Origin of the sequence: Millisia brevis NBRC 105863 (assembly GCF_001552615.1) — a bacterium.
GTDB lineage: Bacteria > Actinomycetota > Actinomycetes > Mycobacteriales > Mycobacteriaceae > Millisia > Millisia brevis.
The window spans coordinates 255,076-281,706 of record NZ_BCRN01000006.1; the positions used below are offsets into that span (position 1 = coordinate 255,076).

At 69.9% G+C, this 26,631-nt stretch carries 18 protein-coding genes; 12 read left to right on the plus strand and 6 right to left on the minus strand.

The window, feature by feature from the left end:
- Positions 1-58 precede the first annotated feature (58 nt).
- Positions 59-1,963 carry a molecular chaperone HtpG gene (gene htpG, locus MB1_RS11045; RefSeq protein ID WP_066906893.1) on the minus strand — a complete coding sequence of 635 codons (1,905 nt, stop codon included), beginning with the start codon at positions 1,961-1,963 and terminating at the stop codon, positions 59-61.
- A 335-nt stretch (positions 1,964-2,298) separates the two neighbouring features.
- Here htpG and MB1_RS25620 point away from each other — a divergent pair, with 335 nt between their 5' ends.
- The 4 genes from MB1_RS25620 to MB1_RS11065 all read left to right on the plus strand — a co-directional run bounded on the left by MB1_RS25620 (position 2,299) and on the right by MB1_RS11065 (position 6,335).
- Positions 2,299-2,919: a hypothetical protein gene (locus MB1_RS25620; RefSeq protein WP_066906687.1), complete on the plus strand. Its 621-nt coding sequence runs from the start codon at positions 2,299-2,301 to the stop codon at positions 2,917-2,919.
- Positions 2,920-3,209: 290 nt separating this feature from the next.
- A complete protein-coding gene (locus MB1_RS25625) occupies positions 3,210-4,223 on the plus strand; it encodes a DMT family transporter (RefSeq protein WP_218000226.1) in 1,014 nt (337 codons plus the stop codon).
- Positions 4,220-4,846 carry a GntR family transcriptional regulator gene (locus MB1_RS11060; RefSeq protein ID WP_066906689.1) on the plus strand — a complete coding sequence of 209 codons (627 nt, stop codon included), beginning with the start codon at positions 4,220-4,222 and terminating at the stop codon, positions 4,844-4,846. The genes MB1_RS25625 and MB1_RS11060 overlap by 4 nt, the downstream gene beginning before the upstream one ends.
- 109 nt (positions 4,847-4,955) lie before the next feature.
- Positions 4,956-6,335 carry an NAD(P)/FAD-dependent oxidoreductase gene (locus tag MB1_RS11065; RefSeq protein ID WP_066906692.1) on the plus strand — a complete coding sequence of 460 codons (1,380 nt, stop codon included), beginning with the start codon at positions 4,956-4,958 and terminating at the stop codon, positions 6,333-6,335.
- Positions 6,336-6,536: 201 nt separating this feature from the next.
- Here MB1_RS11065 and MB1_RS11070 read toward each other — a convergent pair whose 3' ends face one another.
- The 4 genes from MB1_RS11070 to MB1_RS11085 all read right to left on the minus strand — a co-directional run bounded on the left by MB1_RS11070 (position 6,537) and on the right by MB1_RS11085 (position 12,031).
- Complete coding sequence (locus MB1_RS11070) at positions 6,537-7,070, minus strand: PaaI family thioesterase (RefSeq protein ID WP_084351469.1); 534 nt, start codon at positions 7,068-7,070, stop codon at positions 6,537-6,539.
- A gap of 139 nt (positions 7,071-7,209) precedes the next feature.
- On the minus strand, positions 7,210-8,070 hold the full coding sequence (locus tag MB1_RS11075; RefSeq protein WP_066906694.1) for a hypothetical protein: 861 nt from the start codon (positions 8,068-8,070) through the stop codon (positions 7,210-7,212).
- Positions 8,071-8,189: 119 nt separating this feature from the next.
- On the minus strand, positions 8,190-10,730 hold the full coding sequence (locus tag MB1_RS11080; protein ID WP_245650131.1) for a DUF2156 domain-containing protein: 2,541 nt from the start codon (positions 10,728-10,730) through the stop codon (positions 8,190-8,192).
- Entirely contained in the window at positions 10,727-12,031 is a 1,305-nt protein-coding gene (locus tag MB1_RS11085) for an alpha/beta hydrolase (RefSeq protein ID WP_066906696.1), read from the minus strand. The genes MB1_RS11080 and MB1_RS11085 overlap by 4 nt, the downstream gene beginning before the upstream one ends.
- Before the next feature lie 316 nt (positions 12,032-12,347).
- On the opposite strand from MB1_RS11085, the gene MB1_RS11090 reads away from it, so the two are divergent.
- The 8 genes from MB1_RS11090 to MB1_RS11125 all read left to right on the plus strand — a co-directional run bounded on the left by MB1_RS11090 (position 12,348) and on the right by MB1_RS11125 (position 23,677).
- Positions 12,348-12,746: a BlaI/MecI/CopY family transcriptional regulator gene (locus MB1_RS11090; RefSeq protein WP_066906699.1), complete on the plus strand. Its 399-nt coding sequence runs from the start codon at positions 12,348-12,350 to the stop codon at positions 12,744-12,746.
- An 80-nt stretch (positions 12,747-12,826) separates the two neighbouring features.
- A complete protein-coding gene (locus tag MB1_RS11095; protein WP_245650132.1) occupies positions 12,827-13,702 on the plus strand; it encodes a M56 family metallopeptidase in 876 nt (291 codons plus the stop codon).
- 94 nt (positions 13,703-13,796) lie between these two features.
- Complete coding sequence (gnd, locus tag MB1_RS11100; RefSeq protein ID WP_066906702.1) at positions 13,797-15,254, plus strand: NADP-dependent phosphogluconate dehydrogenase; 1,458 nt, start codon at positions 13,797-13,799, stop codon at positions 15,252-15,254.
- A 4-nt stretch (positions 15,255-15,258) separates the two neighbouring features.
- Positions 15,259-16,707, plus strand: a complete 1,449-nt coding sequence (locus tag MB1_RS11105) for a GuaB1 family IMP dehydrogenase-related protein (RefSeq protein ID WP_066906704.1) — start codon at positions 15,259-15,261, stop codon at positions 16,705-16,707.
- 345 nt (positions 16,708-17,052) lie between these two features.
- Positions 17,053-18,522 (plus strand): hemolysin family protein, encoded by a 1,470-nt coding sequence (locus MB1_RS11110; protein WP_084351472.1) that lies wholly within the window; start codon positions 17,053-17,055, stop codon positions 18,520-18,522.
- Positions 18,519-19,598, plus strand: coding sequence for a hemolysin family protein (locus MB1_RS11115; RefSeq protein ID WP_066906706.1), 1,080 nt, complete (start codon positions 18,519-18,521; stop codon positions 19,596-19,598). Before MB1_RS11110 ends, MB1_RS11115 begins: the two co-directional genes overlap by 4 nt.
- A 155-nt stretch (positions 19,599-19,753) precedes the next feature.
- The gene (locus tag MB1_RS11120) at positions 19,754-21,943 is read left to right on the plus strand and encodes a malate synthase G (RefSeq protein ID WP_066906708.1); all 2,190 of its coding nucleotides are present in this window, start codon (positions 19,754-19,756) and stop codon (positions 21,941-21,943) included.
- Positions 21,944-21,976: 33 nt separating this feature from the next.
- Complete coding sequence (locus tag MB1_RS11125; protein ID WP_066906710.1) at positions 21,977-23,677, plus strand: vWA domain-containing protein; 1,701 nt, start codon at positions 21,977-21,979, stop codon at positions 23,675-23,677.
- A 44-nt stretch (positions 23,678-23,721) separates the two neighbouring features.
- On the opposite strand, the gene gcvP is transcribed toward MB1_RS11125, so the two are convergent.
- Positions 23,722-26,589, minus strand: a complete 2,868-nt coding sequence (gcvP, locus tag MB1_RS11130; protein WP_084351475.1) for an aminomethyl-transferring glycine dehydrogenase — start codon at positions 26,587-26,589, stop codon at positions 23,722-23,724.
- Between the last annotated feature and the right edge of the window lie 42 nt (positions 26,590-26,631).

Genomic DNA, 26,631 nt, shown 5'->3' on the forward strand with positions numbered 1-26,631 from the left:
ACGCGACGAGGGAGGGGCTCCGAACCGGGCCCCTCCCTCGTGTCGTACGACGTTCGGATCAGACGGTGCGGGCCAGTCGATCCGCCAGCAGCTGGCTGAACTTCGCCGGATCGTCCAGATCGCCACCCTCGGCGAGCAGCGCGGTGCCGTAGAGCAGTTCGGCGGTCTCCGCGAGGGTCGGATCCTCGGCACCGCGCTCGGCGAAAGCGGTCCGCAGTGCGGTGACCAGCGGATGGTCCGGGTTGAGCTCGAGGATGCGCTTGGTATGCGGTACCGGCTGGCCGGCCGCCCGGTACATCTTCTCCAACGCCGGCGAGAAGCCGAACGTATCGCCGACGATCACCGCGGGTGACGTGGTCAGTCGACTCGACAGGCGCGCCTGCTTGATGTTCTCCTCGAGCGTCGTGCCCAGCCAGGCCAGCAGGTCGGCGTAGTCCTGCTCCTGCTCGGCCCGCTTGTCCTCGGCCTCCTTCTTCTCCTCCTCGGTATCGAGATCGACCTCGCCCTTGGCGATCGACTGCAGGGGTTTGCCGTCGAACTCGGTGACCGAGTTGGTCCACACCTCGTCGACCGGATCGGTCAACAGCAGGACCTCGAGCCCGCGGGCGCGGAAGGCCTCCATATGCGGGGAACTCTCGATCTGATGCCGCGATTCGCCGGTCATGTAGTAGATCGAGTCCTGACCGTCCTTCATCCGCTCGACGTACTGCCGCAGCGTGGTCTGCTCCTCCTCGCTGTGCGTCGAGGGGAAGGAACTGATCTCGAGCAGGATCTCCCGGTTGTCGGAATCGGAGATCAGCCCCTCCTTGAGGGCGCGCCCGAACTGCTGCCACAGGGTGCGGTACTTGTCGGCGTCGTTGGCCTGCAGATCCTTGATCGTCGAGAGGACCTTCTTGGTCAGTCGGCGACGGATCGCGCGTACCTGACGGTCCTGCTGGAGGATCTCGCGCGAGACGTTCAGCGACAGATCGGCCGCGTCGACGACACCGGAGACGAACCGCAGGTACTCCGGCAGCAGGTCCTCCGCGTCGTCCATGATGAAGACGCGCTTGACGTAGAGCTGCACGCGCGGCTTGTGCTCGCGGGTGTACAGGTCGAACGGCGCCATCGAGGGGATGAACAAAAGCGCCTGGTACTCGAAGGTGCCCTCGGCCTTGAGCGCGATGACCTCGAGCGGCTCGTCCCAGGCGTGCGAGACGTGCCGATAGAACTCGGCGTACTCCTCCTCGGAGACCTCGGACTTCGGGCGCGTCCACAGCGCCTTGGTCGAGTTGAGCGTTTCGGTCTCGACGACGATCTCGTCGGTGTCCTCCGCGCCGTCGACGCCCGGGACCTGCGTCACCGTCTCGATCTGCATGCGGATCGGCCACGAGATGAAGTCGGAGTACTTCTTGACCAGGTTCCGGATGGTCCGCTCGTCGGTGTAGTCGTGGAGGTGGTCCTCCTCGTCGGCCGGCTTGAGCCGCAACGTCACCGAGGTGCCCTGCGGGGCGTCGTCGGCGGACTCGATCGTGTACGTCGCACCGCCGGCGGACTCCCAGCGCGTGCCGGTCGACTCCCCCGCCTTGCGCGTGAGCAGCTCGACGGTGTCGGCCACCATGAAGGTCGAGTAGAAGCCGATCCCGAACTGGCCGATCAGATCCTCGGGGGACTCCGCGTTACCGGAGGCCTTCGACCCCGAACCGGCCTCGGCGAGCTTCGCGCGCAGTTCGGCGGTTCCCGACTTCGCGAGGGTGCCGATCAAGCCGACCACCTCGTCGCGCGACATGCCGATACCGTTGTCGCGAACGGTCAGGGTGCGGCCCTGCTTGTCGATGTCGATCTCGATGTGCAGATCGGAGGTCTCGACGGCAAGATCCTTGTCGCGGTACGCCTCCATCTTGAGCTTGTCCAGCGCGTCCGACGCGTTCGAGATCAACTCCCGCAGGAAGCTGTCCTTGTTGGAGTAGATCGAGTGGATCATCAGATCGAGTAACTGGCGGGCCTCCGCCTGAAATTCGAGCTCCTCGACACTCACAGGTGGTCTCCTTCCGCATACTTCCCCCCGCCGCCCCACCGGTGCGAAAATTGCAGGCGGACGAGCGCAAAGGTCGGCATTGTCGCCGATAGCGAGCAATCTCGCATAGTACCGACGGGGCTGAACTCCCGGACCGCAGGCGGTCCCGGAGGAGGCGGCGCGGGAAGCCCGACACGCCGTCCCCGGAAGCGGTGTCACCGGCGATGCACAGGCACGGTTAACGTTGCGGCCTGCTGCGCTGGGTAGAGTCCTGGATACACCGATCGATTGAGGCGAGGATCATGAACTATCCCTACGGCGAGGAACAGCGAGGGGCCTACGGTGACACCCCGAATTACCGTGGTTCCAATCCCGGTGGATACGGCGAGCCCTATCGCGGTGGCTACTCCGAAGGATACGCAGCCAACCAACCGTCCGGACCGGTGAACGGACCGATCAACTCCGGTCCGCACCATCCCCAGGGCCCGGTCGATCACGGCGACGAGGATTCCTCGCCGCGGGTCGACAATGGACCCTTCTTCGCCGGCCTCGGAGCGACCGCGCTGGTCGCGGCGATCGCCGGATGGGTGCTGACGGCGATCTTCCAGGCGCTCTATTCCCGGTTCGAGTGGGGAACGCTCTGGCTCTACGGCATGGCCGACCCCTGGACCGCCGCGTTCACCGGCGCGGTGGCCGCGCTGGCGTCCGGCACCCTGATGTGGGTGATGGTGCAGGGCGTCCCCTCGCCGACCACCTTCTATTCGTGGATCGCCTCGCTGATCGCGATCGCCGCGGTGGTTCTGCCCTTCCTGGCGGTCACCCCCTGGCAGTCCGCCCTCGGCACCGGCCTGATCCACGGCTTCCTCGGTGTCGTGATCATCGTGCTGACCGAGGTCGTCGCGGCGAAGACGGTCCACCTCTAGCTCCCCCACCAGCAGATCTTCCGCACCACCAGCTACTCCGCACCACCAGCTACTCCGCACCACCAGCTACTCCGCACCACGACCGGCGCCGGGCCTCCCGGCGCCGGTCGTCGTTCACCCCCGGCCACTCGGGCCCTTTGGGGAGTTTCGCATCCACGGGGCGGCTTCGAGGCTCCCCAAAGGCTGGATCCCCGGGTCGGACGAGGCTGGAGTGCGCGGTGTGGTGCGGGCAGGCAGGGGCGGGCGTTGGATTGTTCAACAAAGATCGTATTTTGTGTAACAATTCTCGGGTGCTGGTACTTCTCTCCGCCCTGCTCTTCGCGACCACCGGGACCAGCAGGGCGCTCGGGCCCACCGCGGACGACCTCTCGGTCGGCGCGGTCCGGGTGATTGTCGGCGGCGTCGCCCTGGGTCTGGTCGCCCTGCTGGTGCGCCGGCGAGTCGCCGGTCGTACGCCGCTCACCGGACGCCCGGCGGCATTGGTGACGATCGGCGCGGCCGGTGTCCTGCTGTATCAGCCGATGTTCTTCGCGGGCACCCGGCTGACCGGGGTCGCGGTCGGCACGGTGCTCGCATTGGGCAGCGCCCCGGTGTTCACCGGGATCCTCGACTCGCTGGTCCGCCGCAACCGGCCGGGCCGCGCCTGGTACCTGTCGACGACGGTCGCGATCATCGGACTCGTCGTCCTGGTCGCCTCCGGCCGCACCGACGGCGCGTCGGTCTCGATCGTCGGCGCGGGCGCCTGCCTGGCCGCGGGGTTCGGGTACGCGGTCTACGCCTCCGCGGCGAAGGCCCTGCTCGATCGGGACTGGACCCCGGTCACGACGATGGGAGCGATGTTCGGCGGCGCCGCTGTCGTCGCCCTGATCGCGGTCGCCGCGGCCGCAGCCCTGCCCGGGACGGCGACGATCGATGTCTCCTGGGTGCTCGCCCCCGGCGGATGGGCTCTGGCGCTGTGGCTCGGGGTGATCACCGTGACCGTCGCCTATGTGCTCTACGCCCGCGGGCTGCGCACGATGTCCGCCGCCACCGCCGCGACCCTGACCATGGCCGAACCGGTCGCCGCGACCATCCTCGGGGTGGTACTGCTCGGCGAGCACCCCTCGTTCGGGGCCTGGGCCGGCGTCGCGCTGATCGGATGCGGCCTGGCGATCCTGGTGGTCGACACCGTCCGCCGCCGCGATCCCGGCACCCGGCCGACCGCCACCGCGACGCCGATAGCCGCCGAATCGACCGCCGGCCCGACATCCGCCGCGCCGATGCCGGCCGCGCCGATCAGCACGACCGAAGAGGTCCGCCGATGACGCCGACCGGACCGACCGCCCTGCAACGGGTCGTCGACGCGATCGTCGAGGACATCCTGTCCGGCGTCCACGCCCCCGGCTCGGCGCTGCGGGAGGACGAGTTGTCGCTACGGTTCGGTGTCTCTCGTCACACACTGCGCGGTGCGCTCGCCGAGACGAACCGCCGCCGACTGACGGTGGCCGAGCCGTATCGCGGCCACCGGGTGATCGACTTCGGCCCCGACCGCATCGACGGGCTCCAACAATTGCGCTGCGCCCTCGAGGGCGAGGCGGTCCGACTGATCGGTGCGCGTCCGTTGACCGCCGCCGGGAAGGGCCTCGACGCCCTGCGGGAGGTGGCGCGTCGGGAGCCCGACGATTGGGTCGCCGTCGAGCGTGCGCACTTCAAGCTGCATCTCGGGGTGGTCGACGACGCCGGCTGCGGCCGCATCACCGACGCCTACCGCGATCTCGAGGACGAGGTACTCCTGCTGGTCGGACAGCTCCGCCCGCACTACGACGCCGCCGCCCTCGTCGTCGAACATGCCGCCTACCTCGACGCGGTCCGCGGCCGGGGCGCCGAGGCGGTACGTGAACACCTGGACAATTCCCGACGGCTGTTGGTCGACCGCGGCCGGTCGTGATGTACAACCGCCCGATGGGACCGGTGCTCAACGGGCCGGTCGTCGCGACCAAACGGGCATCGGGGTATTACCGTTGTGGGTGACACGCGACCAGCGAGGAGCAGATTTCATGACCGTCCAGCCCGTCGAGAACGCGCGGCATCACGTAGTCGTCATCGGTTCGGGCTTCGGTGGCCTTTATGGCACCCGAGCGCTCAAGAACGCCGACGTCGATGTCACCCTCATCGCCAAGACGACCCACCACCTCTTCCAGCCGTTGCTGTACCAGGTTGCCACCGGCATCCTCTCGGTCGGCGATATCGCGCCGACCACCCGCCTGGTCCTGCGCGATCAGAAGAACGCCCAGGTGTTGATGGGTGACGTCGAAACGATCGATCTCGAGGCGAAGACCGTGACCTCGGTCCTGCTCGGCAGGCCCACCGTCACGCACTTCGACAGCCTGATCGTCGCGGCCGGTGCCCAGCAGTCCTACTTCGGCAACGACCAGTTCGCCACCTACGCCCCCGGCATGAAGACGATCGACGACGCGCTCGAGATCCGGGCCCGCATCCTCGGCGCCTTCGAGCAGGCCGAGCTGGCGACCGACCGCGAGGAGCGCGATCGCCTGATGACCTTCGTGGTCGTCGGCGCGGGCCCGACCGGTGTCGAACTGGCCGGACAGATCGCCGAACTCGCCGACCGCACCCTCGACGGCTCGTTCCGCAATATCGACCCGAAGGATGCCCGCGTCATCCTGCTGGACGCCGCACCCGCCGTGCTTCCGCCCATGGGCCCCAAGCTCGGCGCCAAGGCCGCCCACCGGCTCGAGAAGCTCGGGGTGGAGATCCAGCTCAACGCGATGGTGACCGGCGTCGACCAGGACGGCTTGACCGTCAAGGAGAAGGACGGTACCGAGCGCCGGATCGAGGCGCAGTGCAAGGTCTGGTCGGCCGGCGTCCAGGCCAGCCCGCTGGGCAAGCAGCTCGCCGAGCAGTCGGACGGCACCCAGACCGACCGCGCCGGACGCGTCATCGTCGAGCCGGACCTGTCGATCAAGGGCCATCCGAATATCTTCGTCGTCGGCGACATGATGTCGGTCCCGAACGTCCCGGGTATGGCCCAGGGCGCGATCCAGGGCGCCCAGTACGCCGCCAAGCAGATCAAGAACAGCCTGGTGGGCAAGGACCCGGCCCAGCGCGAGCCGTTCAAATACTTCGACAAGGGCTCGATGGCGACGGTGTCGCGGTTCTCGGCCGTCGCGCAGGTCGGCAAGCTCGAGTTCGGCGGCTTCATCGCCTGGCTGATGTGGCTCGGCCTGCACCTGATGTTCCTGGTGGGCTACCGCCGCCGCCTGCAGACCGCGCTGAGCTGGTTCTTCACCTTCCTCGGCCGCAACCGCGCGCAGATGGCCTCGACCGAGCAGCAGGTCTTCGGTCGACTCGCGCTCGAGAAACTCCAGGAACAGCAGCGGGAGAAGAAGCTCGCGGAGTCGGAGCAAAAAGCCGGCTGACCGCCGGGGAGCAAAAAGGCCGGCTGACCGCCGGGCTGCGCCACTGTCGATCCGGTCACGGCCGCGTTCGGGAATCACCCCCGAACGCGGCCGTCGGCGTTTCCGGAGCCGAACGCCCGCCGACTGCGCGCCGGCGCCCATCGCGGCGGCTACGCGCCGGCGCCCACCGCGGCGACTACGCGCCGGCGCCCACTGCGGCGGCTACGCGCCGGAAGGGGTGGACGTCAGGTTCTGCAAACGCACCTGACCGCGGGCGATCAGCCGATCCTGCTCGTCGGTGATCAACACCTGCCAGAGCTGCTGGCTGCGGCCGCGGTGCAGCGGCGTCGCCTCGGCCCGCAGATCGCCGGTGCGCACCGCGCGCAGGAAGTCGGTGGTGTTGTTGACGCCGACCACCTGGCCGCGGTCTCCGAGCCATACGGCGCCGGCGACGCTGGCCATCGATTCGATGACCCCGCAGTAGACCCCGCCGTGAACGATCCCGTACGGCTGCCACAGCTCGGGCCGGATCGTCCAGCGACCGACCACGCGGTCCGGGCCCACCTCGACGAACTCGAGGCCCAGCAGCGTGGTGAAGCCGCCGGTGAACGTCCCGTTGATCGCCGCCGCGCCCGGCGACCCCGCCCCCACCTCCGGCGACGTCGCGACAGACTCCGGCGAGGCTCCACTCGCCGGCCCGCCGGCCGAGGAGGCGTCGGTCACAGTGGTCGAGTCGCTCACGGGCGAGTCGGTCATGGGCACATCCTTTTGGTCGTCGATCGGAAGATTCGCTCCCCGCACCCTACGACGGCACCCGGCAACAGAAATGTCGACGGGCCCCGCGCGAAGATTCGCAGCGGGGCCCGTCGGGGTATGGACCGGAGTTCTGCAGCCCTCAGAACGTTCCGATCCGGAATGTGGTCTGGTTACAGATTAGGCGAGGCTTACCTACTTTGTCAACACCCGCTCGCGTGCGTCCGCGAACCGGCGCGCCGAGCTCGACGAACGCGTCCAGCAAGGCCTGCCCCCGTCGCCACGCCGGGCCGCGACTGCGCCGACCCGACAGGCCCGCGTCCCGGTCGCCGAGGATCGGTGCGAGGCAGGCGGTACCGACGACGCTGTCCGCCACGATCGACCAGAAGCGCGCCCGATCGACACCGGGCACCGCGGCGAAGGTCGCCGACAACGAGGTGAGGCAGCGCTGGGCGGTCCAGAGCATCAGGGCCCGCTCACAGGGCAGCTCGACCACCCGACGTCCTTCGCCGCCCGACGATGGGTACTCCCCCGGCCGCGGCCGGTAACGCCCGCCGGAGACGACCCGCAACGTCGGATCGGCCACGCCGACCCAGTCGATCGCCACATCGCTGTCGAAGTGCATCCACAGGTTGTCGATGCCCGGATCCCAGGCGACGCCGTCGAGCACGACCGAGGTCGCCACCCGTCCGACGATCGCGTGGACACAGGCCCCGGCCACCTGCTGGGCGGCCACCCGGCGATCCGGATGGTCCTCTTCGGCCCGGTCGATCATCGCCTCGATCCGTTCCGAGGCCCGCGGACCGCCGAGTGCCCACCAGCGCCGACGTCCCTGTCCGGCCATATCGGCGATCGCATAGACGCGCGGATGGTCGAGATCGAGTCGGCGCAACCGCTCCATGACGTCGGCGAAGGTATCCCGCCGGCCGGCCCGCAGGATCGGGTCGGCCCGCAGCAGGGCGTCCGTCGGAATCTCGTGGATCGCCGATGCTGCCGCCGTCATCGCCGAGTGACCTGTGTGAGCATATGGGTAGGATAACCTAACTAAGGCACCACGGCGATAAGGGTGCCCTCGTGTCGTTCCCCTCCCGTGTCGTTGCCCTCCGTCGGTATCGGCTCCGGTTATTTCCGCCGGGCGGCGAGCATCGCGCGCAGGAAGCCCAGACCCTGGCGGGCCGTCACCTCCGGCAGGTAGGCACGAGAGACCGCGTTGCCGATACTCGGCAGGGCGGCCTCATCGGGGAAGATCAGGAACATCGGGCGATAGTCCGGCTGGAACTTGGCCTTGAACGCCAGCAGTGAGCGGAACCCGTAGACCGGTTCGAGGGTGCGGCCGACCACGTCGAGCAGCCGCCCGACGGTCGCGACGAATTGCCGTTCCCGTTCCGGGGCGTCGTCGGAGACCGCGGTGGCCAGCGGCGCGCCGGAGAGGCTGACGAATTCGCAGCCCTCGGCCTCCAGATCCCGGGCCGCCGAGGCGATCAGGAATTCCATCGACGATCGGAACCCCTCCGAGCTGCGACGCATGAAGTCGAGCGTCCACCCGATCACCTGCCCGTCCCGGAAGACCGGCAGCCACGAGGTGACGCCGTGAACACCACCCTCGGCGTCGATCGCGACCAGGCAGCGCACCTCGGGATCGTCGAGTTGTTCGAGTCCGCCGAGTGTGAAACCCATCTCGGGCAGCCCCTTGTCGGCCACCCACTCCTCGGAGAGCACGACGATCTGGTTGCGCAACTCCGGCGAGGCCTCCCCGAAGCGGACCCATTCGGCGGTGATGTTGCTCTTGGCGGCGCGGTTGAGCGCGGTCCGGATGTCCTGGAACTTCTTGCCGGTGAAGGCGAGCGAGCCCAATTCCAGGACGGTCTCCTCGGCCACCCGGATCGCCGTCCAACCGACGTCCTCGGCGATCCGCGCCGATTCCTCGGCGACGCTGTAGAAGCAGGGCGTCCAGCCGTGGCCCGCAGCGTACTCCGCGAACTGCACCAGCGACTCGCGCAGCCGTTCGGGAGGTCCGACCGGATCTCCGGCGGTCAGCGCGACACCACCGATGACGCGGAAGGCGACGTAGCCGCGGCCGTCCGGTGTGAACCAGTACCGGTTGCCGCGCCAGGTGGTCATCCAGGACAGCGGTCCACCGGTTCCGGTGATCAGCATCCGGCGCGCCCGCTCGGCCGCCGCGGTCTCCGGGCCGAGCGCCGGGCGCAGGAAGGTGCGGTGGACGACGACCACGACAAAGAGCCAGAACGCGATGCCGACCCATTCGTAGAGCAGGGTCGCCGCGGCGGAGTCCGGCACGATCCGCGGGACCGACCATTGCAGGACCATCGGCGGTACCAACCGCTGCGGGGCGTCGACCAGCAGGTCGACCGCCCGCGCGGGCGGCTCGAAGCCATTGCGGACGATCAATCCGCCGACCACGTAGACCGCCATCGCGACCAGGGCCGCGAGCGTGATCTGCCGCCCGCTGCGCCGGTAGGTGCCCGGTGGCGCCTCGACGGCGAAGGACCGCCGGAACCACATCAGCATGATCAGCACCATCGCCGGCAGCAGGAAGGGCGCGACCTGACGGGTGATCGAGAACAGATTGGTCTCGTGGCCGATCCGCTCGACGAATTCGGCCAGCCCGACCACCAGCAGCACGATCTGCACCACGACCGTCGCCCACCAGGCGAAACGTCTCCCCCGCCGCAACCCGTCCGCGAGCGCAAGCAGCAGCAGCGTCGGCATCAACGACAGCAGCAGCGGCCCGACACCACCGAGCCGCAGTTCGATCAACCCGCGGCGGCATTCCGACGAGTTGGAGTCGACGGCGCACAGGTCGCGGACCTCGTCCACCGAGACGTGGTCGACCACCAGATCCCGCAGGATCGCCAGGGGCCCGACCGCGGTGGGCGACATCGCCGCCAGGACCGGGCCGATCGACGCCGCGACGACGACCAGCGCCACGAGGACCCGCGACTCGCGGCGGGTCCCGGTCAGCCGGGCGCCGCGCGGCGATCTGCCGATCAGCACCGGGCCGAGGAAGACGCCGACCACGGCGGCGACCAGTCGTTCGAGATCCTGGAGATGGCCACTGAAGAGGGCGAGCACCAGCAGCAGGGTCAGCAGGGTCACCCGGATGCGGCGACGCCACAGGGTCGACATCCGCGCGGTCGCGACCATCAGCACGCCACAGACCCACGGGCCGATGCCCAGCGCGATACCGACGTGCAGGTGCGCGCCCCAGGCGCTGTCGAACCCGGCCAACAGCGAGGCGATACCGACCGCTATCAAGGCGCCCGCGATTTGGCAGACCAGGAAGGCGATCAGGAATCGTCGCGAACCGAGCCGGTTCTCGACCGGGACCGCCACCGCCGCCAGGAGCACCGCGGCGATCACGTAGCCGATGACATTGCCCTCGAGCAGACCCGAGGTCAGAACGGCCCACCAATGTCCGTCGGGGATCGACCGGACGCCGAGCCCGAAGGCGCGCAGCGGGTCGTCGGTGAGTACCCCGGTATGCGTCAGCGCGCCGAAGCTCAGCATGATCAGCGTCAGCGCCGCGGTAACCGGGGCGCGCGCGGCGCCGGTGGGCAGCGCCCGCGACCAGCCGCGCAGGACGGCGAGCCCGCGACGGATCCCGGCCCGCTCGCGGGCTTCGATGCTCTGTATGTCGGTCACGGTGTCAGCCCCAGTCGAGTGCCCAGCCAGTCCATGTTCTCCCGCAACGCCACCGACCAGACCTGGTAGGAGTGCGAGCCGGGCACCTCGTCGAAGGTGACGTTCATCCCGGCGGCTTGGGCGGCCTGGAAAACCTTGTAGAGATCGTCGCGGTAGGCCCGGTCGTCGGCGCCGACAACAAATCGGCCGGCGGTGTTCGGGAATTGGCGCGCCGCCATGATGTCGAGCGGGTTGATCGCGGCAAACGCCGCGGCGTCACCGTTGAAGTAGTCCTGCAGGGTCGTATCCGCATGGCCCGCGGTCGGCTCGAGCTGTCCGGAGAAGTCCAGGAAGGACGGGAAGAGTTCCGGATGCGTGGTCGCCAACTGCAGAGCGCAGGTCCCGCCGTAGGACAAGCCCCCGATCGCCCACTGCTTCGGATCCGCCGACACCTGCAGGTTCTGCTTGATCCAGGTCGGGACGTCCACCGTCAGGTAGGTCGCGGCGTTCCCCTTGGGCGAGTCGACGCACAGCGGATTGGCCACCGCCGAGCCGGTGCCATCGGCGACGACGATCACCGGGGCCAGGCCGTTGTGCTGAGCCGCCCAGGCGTTCGCCGTCTCGGCGAGCTTGCCGCCGACCACCCAGTCGATCGGCGCGCCCGGCTGCCCGGCCAGCAGCACCAGCACCGGCAACAACGGCCGCGGATCGGCGAAGTAGGCCGGCGGCAGGTATATCTCGGCCGGTCGCGTCGTGAAGTTCGACGCGGTGCCCGGAATCGTCGCCGTGGTGATCACCCCGTCACTCGGCATCCCGCTCGGCGCCCGCCAGACCGAACTGAGCGGACTTCCGGTCACCGGCGAGGCCTGCGATCCCGGCACATCGGCCAGGTCGATCTCGCGGTAGTCCTTGACACCGACCGCGGTCCCGACCGTCGGATAGAAGGCGAACAGCCCGTTGATCGAATTGCCGACCGCCAGCACCACGAGGACAACGGCGATCAGCGCAACCGGGATCGTGCGCAGCCGGTGCTCGGACCGCACCACCCGCATGATCGCCAGCAGGAGCGTGAGGATGCCCACACCGACCAGGACGTAGATCCACACCGACGTGTGGTCCGGGAACGGCCGCAGGACGTATTCGATCAGCACATAGCTCGCCGCGATCAGCACGATCGTCACCGCAAGCGCGATCGGCAGCACCCGGAGCAGGAAACGGCGATCCCGCACGACGAGCAGCCAGAGTCCGGCGAGGACCGCGAGCGCGATCAGCGTCCACGGCAGCCAGCCACTCAGGAGGCCGAGTTCCGCCAGCCGTGTCATCGCTGACCTGCCGCTTCCTTCGCCGCGGCCGATCCCCGCGGCGATTCGTGGGCGATCGTTTCGGATTCCGCAGCTCGGTCGAGTGACCTTGTGACCCGCACGGACGTCACTGTAGTAATCGCCGCCGTGGACGCCACTACCGGACGGGCCGCGTGTCCCGGGTCTCCGGAACGAGGCGGACCAACGGCCCGAATCACCGGCCCGGATCGGGGCCGACCCCCGCCAAGACCACCCGAACGGGTAGTGGCGTAGGTCACCCTCATATACTACAACGAGTAGTACGCTTCATTGTCGGACCCGACGTAGAATCGGTGGGATGGCAGGCCTTGGAGAACTCGAACGTGCGGTAATGGAGCACCTGTGGTCCTCCACCGAGCCTCAGACCGTTCGTCAGGTACACGACGCACTCTCACGTGAACGGGAGTTGGCGTACACGACGGTGATGACGGTACTGCAGCGCCTGGCCAAGAAACGTCTGGTGGTTCAGCAGCGCGACGATCGCGCGCATCGGTACACTCCCGTACATCAGCGTGAAGAACTTGTCGCTTCCTTGATGGTCGACGCGCTGAAGCAAGCGGACCGGTCCGAGGGCCGGGCGGCGGCATTGGTCCACTTCGTCGAACGAGTGGGACCCGATGAGGCCGCAGCTCTGCGTGAGGCCCTCGCAGCCCTGGAATCTCGCGAGGCCGACGGAGAGGCCGCTCGCGACGACTGACGGGCATCGATGCCGAGGGGACGTGATCTGCCATCACCGCACTCGTATTCGGCGTTGTCGCTCTGCTCCTGGCCGGCCCGGTGCCCGCCGTTCTCGCGAACGCCCGCTGGACCTTCCGCGCCCCCGCCGCCGCTCTCGTGCTCTGGCAATCGATCGCCCTCGCCGCCGTGCTTTCCGCATTCAGCTGCGGGCTGGCGATCGCCAGCGTCCTGATGACCACCCGCGACGGCCGACGGATACCCAGTACGCCCGCGGACATCCCCGCCCCGCTCTGGTACGCGGCGGTCACCGTCTTCGCGGTCACCCTGCTGATCGGCGCCCGGCTGATCTTCAGCACCTGCCGGGTGGTCGTACGGACCCGCCGCCGGCGCGCCCATCACCGTGACCTGGTCGACCTGCTCGACGGCAAGTGCACCTATCGCACCGACGATCTGCCGCACGACCTGCGGGTGATCGAGACCGGCGAGCCGATGGCCTACTGCCTGCCGGGCCTGCGCCGCCGGGTCGTCGTCAGCGAGGGCACCCTGCACGCCTTGACCGCCGAAGAGGTCGACGCGATCCTCCGCCACGAACGCAGCCACCTGCGGGCGCGCCACGACCTGTTGATCGAGGCCTTCACCGCCGTCTACGAGGCGTTTCCGCGCGTGGTGCGCAGCGGCTCGGCCCTGGGCGCGGTCGCCCTGCTGGTCGAGATGGTCGCCGACGATTCGGCCGTACGGGTGACCGGGCCGCTCCCCCTCGCCCGCGCCCTGGTGCACTGTTCCGGCTCACATGCCCCGAAGGGTGCGCTCGCCGCCGGCGCCACCGGGACCCTCGCACGGGTCCGGCGCCTCGGCGAGACGCAACGGTCGCGCACCGTCGCGATCACCACCCTGATCGCCGCCGCCGCCATCCTGGTCCTGCCGACCGTCTACGTCGCGATCCCCTGGCTGCACGAACTGCAGCGTCTGCACTGATCGCCCTCACGGCACCGACCCCGACCGCCTATCCCCCGGCTGCTTCTGCCCTCGAGCGCTTCCCCGGGGCGCCCCGGTAGGGGAAGCTGTACGGGTGACTTCTTCGACGAGCAATACGTCCGCCGCCAAGGCACAGATCGGCGTCACCGGCCTTGCGGTCATGGGATCGAATATCGCGCGCAACTTCGCCCGCAACGGGTTCGTCGTCGCGCTGCACAACAGATCGGTCGGCCGGACCGACGCCCTGCTCGCCGAACACGGTGGCGAGGGAGAATTCATCCGCACCGAGACCGTTCCCGAGTTCATCGAGGCGCTCGAGTCTCCCCGCCGCGTGCTGATCATGGTCAAGGCGGGCGAGGCGACCGACGCGGTCATCGAGGAACTCGCCGCCGCCATGGATCCGGGCGACATCATCATCGACGGTGGCAACGCCCTGTACACCGACACCATCCGCCGCGAGGCCGCCCTCGCCAAGCGCGGACTGCACTTCGTCGGCGCCGGCATCTCCGGCGGCGAGGAGGGTGCGCTCAACGGCCCGGCGATCATGCCCGGCGGCCCCGCCGAGTCCTACCGGGCCCTCGGCCCGATGCTCGAGAAGATCTCCGCCCAGGTCGACGGCACCCCCTGCTGTACGCACATCGGCCCCGATGGGTCCGGACACTTCGTCAAGATGGTGCACAACGGCATCGAGTACGCCGATATGCAGCTGATCGCGGAGGCGTACCAGCTCCTGCGCACGGTCCTGGGCCTCGAGCCCGCCGAGATCGCCGACGTCTTCCGCGAGTGGAACGCCGGCGACCTCGAGTCCTACCTGGTCGAGATCACCGCCGAGGTCCTCGCGCAGGTCGACGCGGAGACCGGCAAGCCGCTGGTCGACGTAATCGTCGACTCGGCCGAGCAGAAGGGCACCGGCCGCTGGACGGTCAAGTCGGCGCTCGATCTCGGGGTGCCGGTCACCGGCATCGGCGAGGCGGTCTTCGCCCGGGCGCTCTCCGGGGCCCGCGATCAGCGCGCGGCCGCGCAGGGACTGGTCGCCGGCACCATCGAGGCTCCGCCGGTCGATCGGACCGCCTTCATCGAGGACGTCCGCAGCGCCCTCTACGCGTCCAAGGTGATCGCCTACGCGCAGGGCTTCGACCAGATCTCCGCCGGCAGCGACGAATACGGCTGGGATGTCCAGCCCGGTGCGCTCGCGACGATCTGGCGCGGCGGGTGCATCATCCGGGCGCGTTTCCTCGACCGCATCAAGGACGCCTACGCCGCCGATCCGGACCTGCCGTCGCTGGTTCTCGACCCGTACTTCCGCGGCGAGGTCGAGCGCTCCGTCGAGGCCTGGCGTCGGGTCGTCGTGGCCGCCACCTGCAGGGGAATCCCGATCCCGGCGTTCGCGTCCAGCTTGTCCTACTATGACGGGTTGCGGACCGAACGTCTGCCCGCGGCCCTCATCCAGGGTCTTCGGGACTACTTCGGTGCGCACACCTACGAGCGGGTGGACCGCTCGGGCCACTTCCACACCCTGTGGAGCGGCGACCGCACCGAAGTGGAGGTATGAGCGGGTGCGTTTTCTCCCGGGTCACGGGGGTTCCGAGGGACCCGCATACGACCTGACGTACGACGACGTCTTCCTCGTCCCGAATCGGACCGATGTCTCCTCGCGGTTCGACGTCGATCTGACCACCGAGGACGCCTCGGGCACGACGATCCCGATCGTGGTGGCCAATATGACCGCGGTCGCCGGTCGGCGGATGGCCGAGACGGTGGCCCGACGCGGCGGCCTGGTGGTCATCCCCCAGGACCTGCCGACATCGGTGGTCGGTGAGACCGTCGCCTTCGTCAAGAGTCGTCACCTCGTCGCCGAGACCCCGGTGATCCTCGACCCGGACGCGTCGGTCACCGATGCGCTCGCGTTGATCCCGAAGCGGGCGCACGGCGCCGCGGTGGTGGTGCGCGACGGCAAGCCGATCGGCCTGGTCACCGAGAACGACTGCGTCGGGGTCGACCGCTTCGCCCGGGTGACCGATGTCGCCGATGACGAGTTCGTCAGCGCGCCGGTGGAAACCGGCCCCCGCGAGGTCTTCGATCTGCTGACCGAGCGGCACGAGCAGCTCGCGGTCCTCACCCACCCGGACGGCTCGCTCGCCGGGGTGCTCACCCGCACCGGCGCGCTGCGCGCGGGCCTGTACCGTCCGGCGCTCGACGCCGACGGCCGGTTGCGCGTCGCGGCGGCGGTCGGCATCAACGGCGACGTCGAGGGCAAGGCCAAGGAGATCGTCCGGCTCGGCGCGGACATGTTGGTGGTCGACACCGCGCACGGCCATCAGACCAAGATGCTCGAGGCGCTGCGCGCGATCGCCGCTCTCGACCTCGGCGTGCCGATCGCCGCGGGCAATGTCGTCTCCGCCGAGGGCACCCGGGACCTGATCGAGGCGGGCGCCGACATCGTCAAGGTCGGTGTCGGACCGGGTGCGATGTGCACCACCCGGATGATGACCGGCGTCGGCCGGCCGCAGTTCTCGGCGGTCGCGGAGTGTTCCGCCGCCGCCCGCGCCCTCGGCAAGCACGTCTGGGCCGACGGCGGCGTCCGGCATCCGCGCGATGTCGCGCTCGCACTCGCCGCCGGCGCGGCGAACGTCATGATCGGCTCCTGGTTCGCCGGCACCTACGAGTCGCCCGGCGATCTGCACGTCGACGCCGCCGGCAACCGCTACAAGGAGAGCTTCGGCATGGCCTCCAAGCGGGCGGTCGCCGCGCGGGTCGCCGGCGACAACCCCTTCGACCGCGCCCGCAAGGGCCTCTTCGAGGAGGGCATCTCGAGCTCGCGGATGCGGCTGGACCCGGAACGTCCCGGCGTCGAGGACCTGATCGACCACATCTGCGGCGGTGTGCGGTCCACCTGTAGCTATGCCGGCGCACGTACCCCGGCGGAACTGCACGCCAAGGCGGTGCTCGGGATCCAGTCGCCTGCCGGCTTCGCCGAGGGACGGCCGCTGCCCGCCGGGTGGTGACCCGGCGCGGCGTCCGCCAAACGGGCGTCACATCGCCGACGCGCCGTTGCGCCGGTACAGTTTCGGTTCATAACGAACCCGGCGAGGATGCCGGGGTTCGAGCGTCTTTCCCGTCGGGTGGGTGATCGTTGATCCTCCGGCGGACCTACCAGGAGGGATCCCGGTGCCGACGGCACCCGTAGTCATACCGGTGCCCGAGGCACCCCACTCGCCGACGCCGACGGTGATCGCGACATCCGGCGAAACCGACGGCGACGGCTCCCCCGACGGGTCTCAACCGGGGCCGGGTCCGCGACCCGGCCCCCTCGGACCGCGCCGACCCGCCTCCGATCGGGAGGGCTCTCGATGAGCGTGGTCGGACCCCTTCTCGGCCTGCTCGGCTTCGTGGCGCTGACCGCCGGTACCGCGGTCTTCGTCGCGGCCGAGTTCTCCCTGACCGCCCTGGAGCGCAGCACCGTCGAGTCCCGCGCCCGCGAGGGCGACCGCCGCTCCCGGCTGGTTCTCGACGCGCATCGCACGCTGTCGTTCCAGCTGTCGGCCGCCCAGCTCGGCATCACGATCACGACGTTGCTGACCGGTTACATCGCCGAACCCGTTCTCGCGCAGTTCATGATGCCGCTGCTGACCGGCATCGGTGTCGGCGAGAGCGCGGCGACCTGGTGGTCGCTGGCGGCGGCGCTGTTCATCGCGACCTCGCTGTCGATGGTCTTCGGCGAGCTGCTGCCCAAGAACATCGCGATCGCCCATCCGTGGGCGACCGCGCGCGCCGCCGCGCCGCTGCAGATGGTCTTCGCGATCGTCTTCCGCTGGCTGATCAACGGCCTCAACGGCAGCGCGAACTGGATGGTGCGCCGACTGGGGGTCGAGCCGACCGAGGAATTGCGGTCGGCGCGCTCCCCCAGCGAACTCGGCGCGCTGGTGCGCTCGTCGGCGGAGAGCGGCTCCCTCGACCAGGCGACCGCCACCCTGGTCGGCCGGTCTCTGGCGTTCGGTGACCGCACCGCGGAGGACCTGATGACCCCGCGATCGACGATCGCCCAGCTCGACGTCGACGACACGGTCGCCGACCTGATCGCGACCGCCGTCGAGACCGGCTTCTCCCGGTTCCCGGTCGTCGACGGGGACCTCGACGACACCGTCGGGGTCGCGCACGTCAAGGACGCGCTGTTGGTGCCCGCGGCCGAGCGGTCGACCACCTCGGTGCGCACCCTGGCCCGTACCGTCCCGATCGTCCCCGCCAGCCTGGACGGCGACGACGTCCTCGAGCGCATCCGCACCGACGGCATGCAGATCGCGCTGGTGGTCGACGAGTACGGCGGCACCGCGGGCCTGGTCACCATGGAGGATTTGATCGAGGAGATCGTCGGCGACGTGCGCGACGAACACGACCGGGGGTCGGTCGACGTCGAGCGCACCGAGGAGGGTTGGCTCTGCTCGGGCCTGCTGCGGATCGACGAGATCGACAGCGCGACCGGCTACCACGCCCCGGAGGGCGACTACGAGACCATCGGTGGCCTGGTCCTCGAATTGCTGGGTCGCATCCCGGACCCCGGTGACTGGGCTCGACTGCCGGATCACTCCGGCGACATCGAGACGACGGTCGGCAGCGGGTGGCTCGCCCGGGTCGAGGCGATGGACGGTCGGCGGATCGACCGGGTCCACCTGATCTCGATGCCGCCGTATCTGATCGATCGGATGGAGCGCCAACGGGATCGGCTGGACGCCGACGAGGGCCCGCACGCGGCCGACGGCGATCTGCCCGAGGAAGCGCCGCTGCCCCCGGTCGATCTTTCGCATCGGCGGGTGAAGCGATGAGCGGTGATCTCTTCGGCGCCCTGCTGACCGTGGTGCTGCTGCTGGCGAACGCCTTCTTCGTGGGCGCCGAGTTCGCCCTGATCTCCGCCCGCCGCGACCGGCTCGAGGCGCTGGTCGCCCAGGGACGGCGGCGCGCGCAGACCGTCATCGAGGCCGGGCGACACCTGTCGTTGATGCTCGCCGCGGCCCAATTGGGCATCACGATCTGTTCGATCCTGCTCGGCCGGGTCGGCGAACCCGCGGTGGCCCACCTGCTGGAGGTCCCGTTCGAGGCGATCGGCATCCCGGAATCGCTGCTGCACCCGATCTCCTTCGCGATCGCGCTGAGCCTGGTCGTCGTGCTGCACATCCTGATCGGCGAGATGGTCCCCAAGAACATCGCGTTGGCCGGTCCGGAGCGCACCGGCATGATCCTGGTGCCGATCCACCTGGTGTGGTTGCGCATCGCCAAGCCGTTGATCTGGTTCTACAACTGGTGCGCCAATGTGCTGATGCGCATGTTGCGGATCGAACCGAAGGACGAGCTCGACACCGCCTTCTCCGCCGACGAGATCTCCGCGATGATCGTCGAGTCGCGGTCCGAGGGCTTGATCGACGAGGACGAGCAGCGCCGGCTGACCCAGGCGCTCGAGACCGGCGACCGCAACGTCGCCGACGTGCTGATCCCGATCGATCAGATGCGCTCGGTCCCGGCGGGCGCTGCCGGCCCCACGCTCGGCTCGATCGAGGAGGCGGTGGCCGAGACGGGGTATTCGCGCTACCCGGTGCGCAACGACCATGGGGCCCTGGTGGGATATCTGCACGTCAAGGACGTTTTGCCGCTGATCGCGGACGACGACACCGGCCCCGAGCAGGTCATCCCGCTCACCGAGGTGCGCACCCTGCCGCGGGTGAACGTCACGATGCCGCTCGATACCGCCCTGACGATCCTGCGGCGCCGGCGCAGCCATCTCGGTGAGGTGGTCGACACCTCGCAGCCCGGTCCGCCGGTCACCGTCGGCATCGTCGCGCTCGAGGACGTGGTCGAGGAATTTGTCGGAACCGTCCGTGACGGCATGCATCGCAACGGAGACTGATAGGCGACGAGCAGGGGCACGCGGGCGGGCGGATCGGTCCGCCGGCGTATACCTGCGCGAGCCGACAACTACCAATCGGTAACATCGATTGTGGTCGAGGTCGCCCCGCGGGCTCGACGCTGAGCAGCGCATTCCAGAGAGGGAGTTGGACACCGATGACAGAGCGCGTCCGGATTGCCGGTCTTCAAATCGATCCGCTACTCGTCGATTTCGTCGCCGAGAAGGCCGCACCCGGGACCGGGGTGGAACCGGAGCAGTTCTGGACCGGACTCGCCGACGCCCTGAGCGACCTCGCGCCGCGCAACAAGGAGTTGCTCGCCGAGCGCGACGAGTTGCAGGGCAAGCTCGACGCCTGGCACGCCGAGCACCCCGGCACCGGCTACGACCGCGCGGAGTACCGCAAGTACCTGCGGGAGATCGGCTACCTGCAGGACGCCCCCGAGGCGTTCACGATCGCGACCGAGAACGTCGATCCGGAGATCGCGACGATCGCGGGCCCACAGCTGGTGGTGCCGATCCTCAACGCCCGGTTCGCGATCAACGCCGTCAACGCCCGCTGGGGATCGCTCTACGACGCCCTCTACGGCACGGACGCGATCCCCGAGACCGACGGCGCCGAGAAGGGCCCCGGCTACAACAGCGTCCGCGGCGACAAGGTGATCACCTTCGCCAAGGACTTCCTCGACAAGACGGTCCCGCTCGCCGGCGGCTCGCACGCCGACGTCACCGCCTACGCGATCGCCGACGGCGCCCTGACCGCCACCCTCAAGGGGGGTACCGCGACCGGACTCGCCGATCCCGCCGCCCTCGTCGGCTACATCGGTGATCCCGCCGAGCCGTCCGCGGTGCTGCTGGTCCAGAACGGCCTGCATCTGGAGATCCAGATCGATCGCGCCGGCGCCATCGGCTCGTCCGACTCGGCCGGCGTTCAGGACGTGCTGCTCGAGTCCGCCGTCACCACGATCATGGACCTCGAGGACTCGGTCGCCGCCGTCGACGCGGAGGACAAGGTCCTCGGCTACGGCAACTGGCTCGGCCTGATGCGCGGCGACCTGACCGAGGAGGTCAGCAAGGGCGGGCGCACCTTCACCCGCACGATGAACCCGGATCGGGAGTACACCGCCGTCGACGGCTCCACGCTGGTGCTGCCGGGCCGCTCGCTGCTGTTCATCCGCAATGTCGGCCACCTGATGACCACCGACGCGGTGCTCGACGCCGACGGCAACGAGATCCCCGAGGGCATCCTCGACGCCTTCGTCACCGGCCTGGGCTCGCTGCACGACATCCGTGAGCTGGGCGCGCTGCGCAACAGCCGGACCGGCTCGATGTACATCGTCAAGCCGAAGATGCACGGCCCCGACGAGGTCGCCTTCACCGTCGACCTCTTCGCCCGCGTCGAGCAGGTCCTCGGCCTGCCCGCCAATACGCTCAAGGTCGGCATCATGGACGAGGAGCGGCGCACCACGGTCAACCTGGCCCGCTCGATCCGCAATGCCGCCGAGCGGGTCGTGTTCATCAACACCGGCTTCCTCGACCGCACCGGCGACGAGATCCACACCTCGATGGTCGCCGGGCCGATGGTCCGCAAGGGCGCGATGAAGGCGCAGCGCTGGCTGCCCGCCTACGAGACCCACAACGTCGACGACGGTCTGGCGGCCGGCTTCAGCGGCCACGCCCAGATCGGCAAGGGCATGTGGGCGATGCCGGATCTGATGCACGACATGCTCGAGCAGAAGATCGTCCATCCGCGGGCCGGCGCGAACACCGCCTGGGTCCCCTCGCCGACCGCCGCCACCCTGCACGCGCTGCACTACCACGAGGTGGATGTCTTCGCGCGGCAGAAGGAGCTGGCGACCGAGGCGAAGGACACCCTCGGCGACATCCTCGAGATCCCGCTCGATCCGACGGCGACCTGGTCGGAGGAGGACATCAAGTCCGAGCTGGACAACAACAGCCAGTCGATCCTCGGCTACGTGGTCCGCTGGATCGACCACGGCGTCGGCTGTTCCAAGGTGCCGGACATCCACGATGTCGCGCTGATGGAGGACCGTGCGACGCTGCGGATCTCGAGCCAGCTGCTCGCGAACTGGTTGCGGCACGGGATCATCACCGAGGAGCAGGTCATCGAGGCTCTGGAGCGGATGGCGCCCGTCGTCGACGCGCAGAACGCCGGCGACCCGGAATACCGCCCGATGGCACCGGATTTCGACACCAACATCGCCTGGCAGGCCGCGAAGGATCTGGTCCTGCTGGGCGGCGAGCAGCCGAACGGCTATACCGAGCCGATCCTGCACCGTCGTCGTCGCGAGTTCAAGCAGAAGGCTGCGGCCTCCGCCGGCGCCTGATCGAACCCGACCGATCGAGAGGCGGCGAGCCGCATGGGGACACACCGCCGCGCGCAGGCGGGGCCGCGCGGTGTCAGCCGCGGCGTACTGATCGCCGCGGTATCGGTGGTGGTGCTGGTGGTGCTCGTCTTCGGCTGGATGCGTCTGCGCGACGCCTCCGCCGAGCAGGGCACCGAGGCCGCGCAGCGTTGTGTCGAGGGTGACACGACGCTGCGCGTCGCCGCCGATCCGACGATCGCCGATACCGTGCGACAGATTGCCGACAGCTTCGACGCGACCGATCCGGTGATCCGGGATCGGTGCGTGCGGGTGCAGGTCGACGCCGTGGACGCGGCGACGGCCACCGCGGCGATCACCGGTGTCGACCCGGCGGCGGCCCCCGATCTGTGGATCGCCCCGGACTCGGCCGCCGCCGCGCGGGTCGCCGACCGGGCCGCGTCGACGCCGCGATCGTTTGCGGCCAGTCCGGTGGTCGTGGCGGCGAGCGGTGCGGCCGCGGACGCGCTGCGCGCCGCCAATCCGACGTGGGGCGCGCTGCCCGGCCTGTTGGGCCAGGCCGACGCGCCCATCCCGCTGCTGCCGGTCGGGGCGGCGACCACCGCCGCCGGTTCGGCGATGGTCGCCGACGCCCTCGGCCTGGGGGCGGCGGCCCCGGCGGAGACCGACATGACCTCGCCGGCGGCGGTGCGGGTCCTGGCGAATATCGGTGCGGCGTCGGTGCGCGGCGACTCCCCCGCCCCGGCGGATACCGCCGCGGCCCTCGACGCGGTGGCCGGCTCGCCGACCGCCGTCACCTTCGCCACCTTCGCCACCGCCCAGCAGATCGGCCTGCGGCCCGACCTCGAGGCGATCACCCCGGTCGGGGCCGCTCCGGTCGCCGACTATCCGGCGGTCGTTCTCCAGACCCCCTCCGGCGCCGACGATTCCGTGATCGCGATCGCCGGGGAACTGCTCAACTACGCGCGCGACACCGGAGCGGACACGATCCGCTCGGCGGGCTTCGTACCGGTGGAGGAGATCCCCGGTGCGCGGGCCGCCGACTCGCCCGCGGTGGCCGATCTGGTCGCCTCCGCGTTCGCCCAACCGATCGGCGTCTCGACGACCACCCTGCTGGTCGACATCTCCCCGCCGACCGCCGCAGCGGTCTCCGGAACGGGCGCCGCGGGCACCGACACGATTCGGGATGCAGTCGGCGCCGCGATCGGCGATGTGCTGCAACGGCTCCCGGACGGCACCCGGGTCGGGCTGGTCACCTTCGGGCGCACCGACGCCACCCCGCTGCCGTATCAGCTGACCATCCCGGCCGCCACGCTGTCCTCGCCGGGCACCGAGGGTTCGGCAACCCACCGCGACCGCATCCTCACCGCCCTGGAAGCGTGGCCGCAGACCGGATCGTCCGATACGGGGATCACGACCACCGCCGATGCCTACGCCACCCTGATCAACCGGTACCGCACGGCGGTCGCCGATCGGGTGGCCGATATGCCGAATCGGGTCGTCGTGATCTCCGTGGCCCCCAACGCCGACGGCACGCTGTCACCGACCACCGCGACCACCCAGTTGGCGGCGGCGATCGATCCGGCTGAACCGGTTCAGGTTGACGCGATCCTGATCGGCTCCGGGCCCGACACCGCGGAGTGGGGTCGACTGACCGCCGCGACCGGTGGCCGCACCGAACAGCTCGGCACCGCAGCCGGTTTCGAGCTACCCAATCTGCTCACCACGATGTTCTGAGCCCGCGGGCGGTGCGCCGGGGCGACCGGCGCACCGCGCCCGGTTCAGGCGAACGACTCGATCGGCGGGCAGGAGCACATCAGGTTCCGGTCGCCGCGGGCGCCGTCGATGCGCCGCACGGACGGCCAGATCTTGGGGCGCCCGGTTCCGCCCGGGTAGACCGCGGTCGCCCGGTCGTAGGGGTACGTCCACTCCTCGACGAGGCAATGCGCGGTATGCGGGGCATTGCGCAGCGGGCTGTCCTCGATCGGCCAGTCGCCGGCCGCCACCCGGTCGACCTCGCGGCGGATGGCGATCAGCGCATCGCAGAACGCGTCGATCTCGGCGAGGTCCTCGCTCTCGGTCGGCTCGATCATCAGCGTCCCGGCGACCGGGAAGCTCATCGTCGGCGCGTGGAAACCGTAGTCGGCCAAGCGCTTCGCGATGTCGTCGACCGTCACGCCGGTCGCCTTGGTCAGCGGCCGCACGTCGATGATGCACTCGTGGGCGACCATGCCGCCGGGGCCGGTGTAGAGCACCGGGTAGTGCTCGTCGAGCCGGCGGGCGATGTAGTTGGCCGACGCGATCGCGGTAAGCGTGGCCCGCCGCAGACCGTCCGCGCCCATCATCCGGATGTACGCCCAGGTGATCGGCAGGATCGAGGCGCTGCCCCAGCGGGCGCCGGCCACCGGGCCGACCCCGGTGCCGTCGTCGGCCATCGGATCGCCCGGCAGGTAGGCGCGCAGGTGTTCGCGCACCGCGACCGGCCCGACGCCGGGGCCGCCGCCACCGTGCGGGATGCAGAAGGTCTTGTGCAGGTTGAGGTGGCTGACATCGCCGCCGAAGCGACCCGGCCGCGCCAGCCCTACCAGGGCATTGAGGTTCGCCCCGTCGATGTACACCTGGCCGCCGGCGTCGTGGACCGCCGCGCAGACCTCGCCGATCGCTTCCTCGTAGACCCCGTGGGTCGACGGGTAGGTGACCATCAGCGCCGACAGGCGGTCCCGGTTCGCCTCGATCTTCGCGGCGAGGTCGTCGGGGTCGACATCACCGTCGGGGCGGCAGGCGACCACGACGACCCGCATGCCGGCCATGACGGCGGAGGCGGCGTTGGTGCCGTGCGCGCTCGACGGGATCAGGCAGACGTCGCGTGCGGTGTCGCCGCGACCGCGGTGGTAGGCGGCGATCGCCATCAGGCCGGCCAGCTCGCCCTGGCTGCCCGCGTTGGGCTGCAGGCTGACCGCGTCGTAGCCGGTGATGATCGCCAGGTACCGCTCGAGGTCGGCGATCAGCGCCCGGATGCCCGCGGTGTCCTCCGCGGGGGCCAGCGGATGCAGCCGGGAGAATCCGGGCCAGGTGACCGGCTCCATCTCGGTGGCGGCGTTGAGCTTCATCGTGCAGGAGCCGAGCGGAATCATGCTGCGGTCCAACGCGATGTCCTTGTCGGCGAGGGCACGCAGATAGCGCATCATCGTCGTCTCAGTGCGATGGCGGTGGAAGACCGGGTGGGTCAGGTAGTCGTCGCCGCGCACCAGCGCCGCGGGCAGGCCGACCTCGCCCGCAGGGTCGGCGCCGGCCGCCGGGGCAGTGTCGGCGGACTCGGCGAAGGCGGCCAGCACCGCGTCGATATCCGCGGCGGCGGTCACCTCGTCGCAGGCGATGCCGACGTGATCGGCGTCCACGGGCCGCAGCAGGATATTGCGGGCGCGCGCGGCGGCGACCACGGCGTCGGCGCGGCCGGGCGCGGCGGCGAACACGGTGTCGAAGAAGCGGTCGTGCACGACGGTCGCGCCGACCGCGGGCAGTTCGCGGGCCAGGCGGGCCGCGTGTCCGGCGACGCGTTCGGCGATCGCGCGCAGACCGTCCGGGCCGTGGTACGTCGCGTACATCGCCGAGAGGATCGCCGGCAGCACCTGGGCGGTACAGATATTGCTGGTGGCCTTCTCCCGGCGGATGTGCTGCTCGCGGGTCTGCAGGGCGAGCCGGTAGGCGACCGAGCCGTCCGCGTCGACCGAGACGCCGACCAACCGCCCGGGCAGCTGGCGGGAGGCCTTGTCACCGACCGACAGGTAGCCGGCGTGCGGACCTCCGAAGCCCATCGGGGTTCCGAATCGCTGGGTGGTGCCGAAGCAGGCGTCGGCGCCGAGCGCGCCGGGCGGGGTCAGTACGGTCAGCGCGAGGATGTCGGCGCCGACGGCGACCAGGGCGCCCGCGGCGTGCGCCTGCTCGATGATCGGGCCGGGATCGACGATCCGGCCCGACGCGCCCGGGTACTGCAGCAGGACGCCGAAGTAGGCGATATCGGGCAGCGGGCCGGCCGCGTCGAACTCGACCAGTTCGACGCCGAGCGGCTGCGCCCGGGTCGCGACGACCGCCTTGGTCTGCGGCAGCAGGTCGGCGTCGATCAGCAACACATCGGACTTCGACTTGCCGGCGCGGCGCAGCAGGGCCATCGCCTCGGCCGCGGCGGTCGCCTCGTCGAGCAATGACGCGTTGGCGACCGGCAGGCCGGTCAGGTCGGCGACCATCGTCTGGAAGTTCAGCAGCGCCTCGAGGCGTCCCTGGCTGATCTCCGGCTGGTACGGGGTGTAGGCGGTGTACCAGGCCGGGTTCTCGAAGACATTGCGCAGGATGACCGACGGGACGATCGTGTCGTGATAGCCGAGCCCGATCATCGAGGTGCGCACCGTATTGCGCGCCGCCAGGGCGGCCAGTTCGGCGAGCGCCTCCGCCTCGCCGATCGCCGGCGGCAGCGCCTCGGCCGGGTCGGCGGGATCGGCCGGATCGTCGAGGATCCCCGCCGGGACTGCCGCGCGAGCAAGGGCGTCGAGGTCGGCGACCCCGATCACCTCGAGCAGGCGTCGGGTCTGGTCCTCGGACGGACCGATATGACGATCGGCAAAGGTGTACTCGTGGGACACGACAATCTCCATCGGGTGACGGCGGTGCGCCGCGGGCGCGCCGAAGTGGCCCTC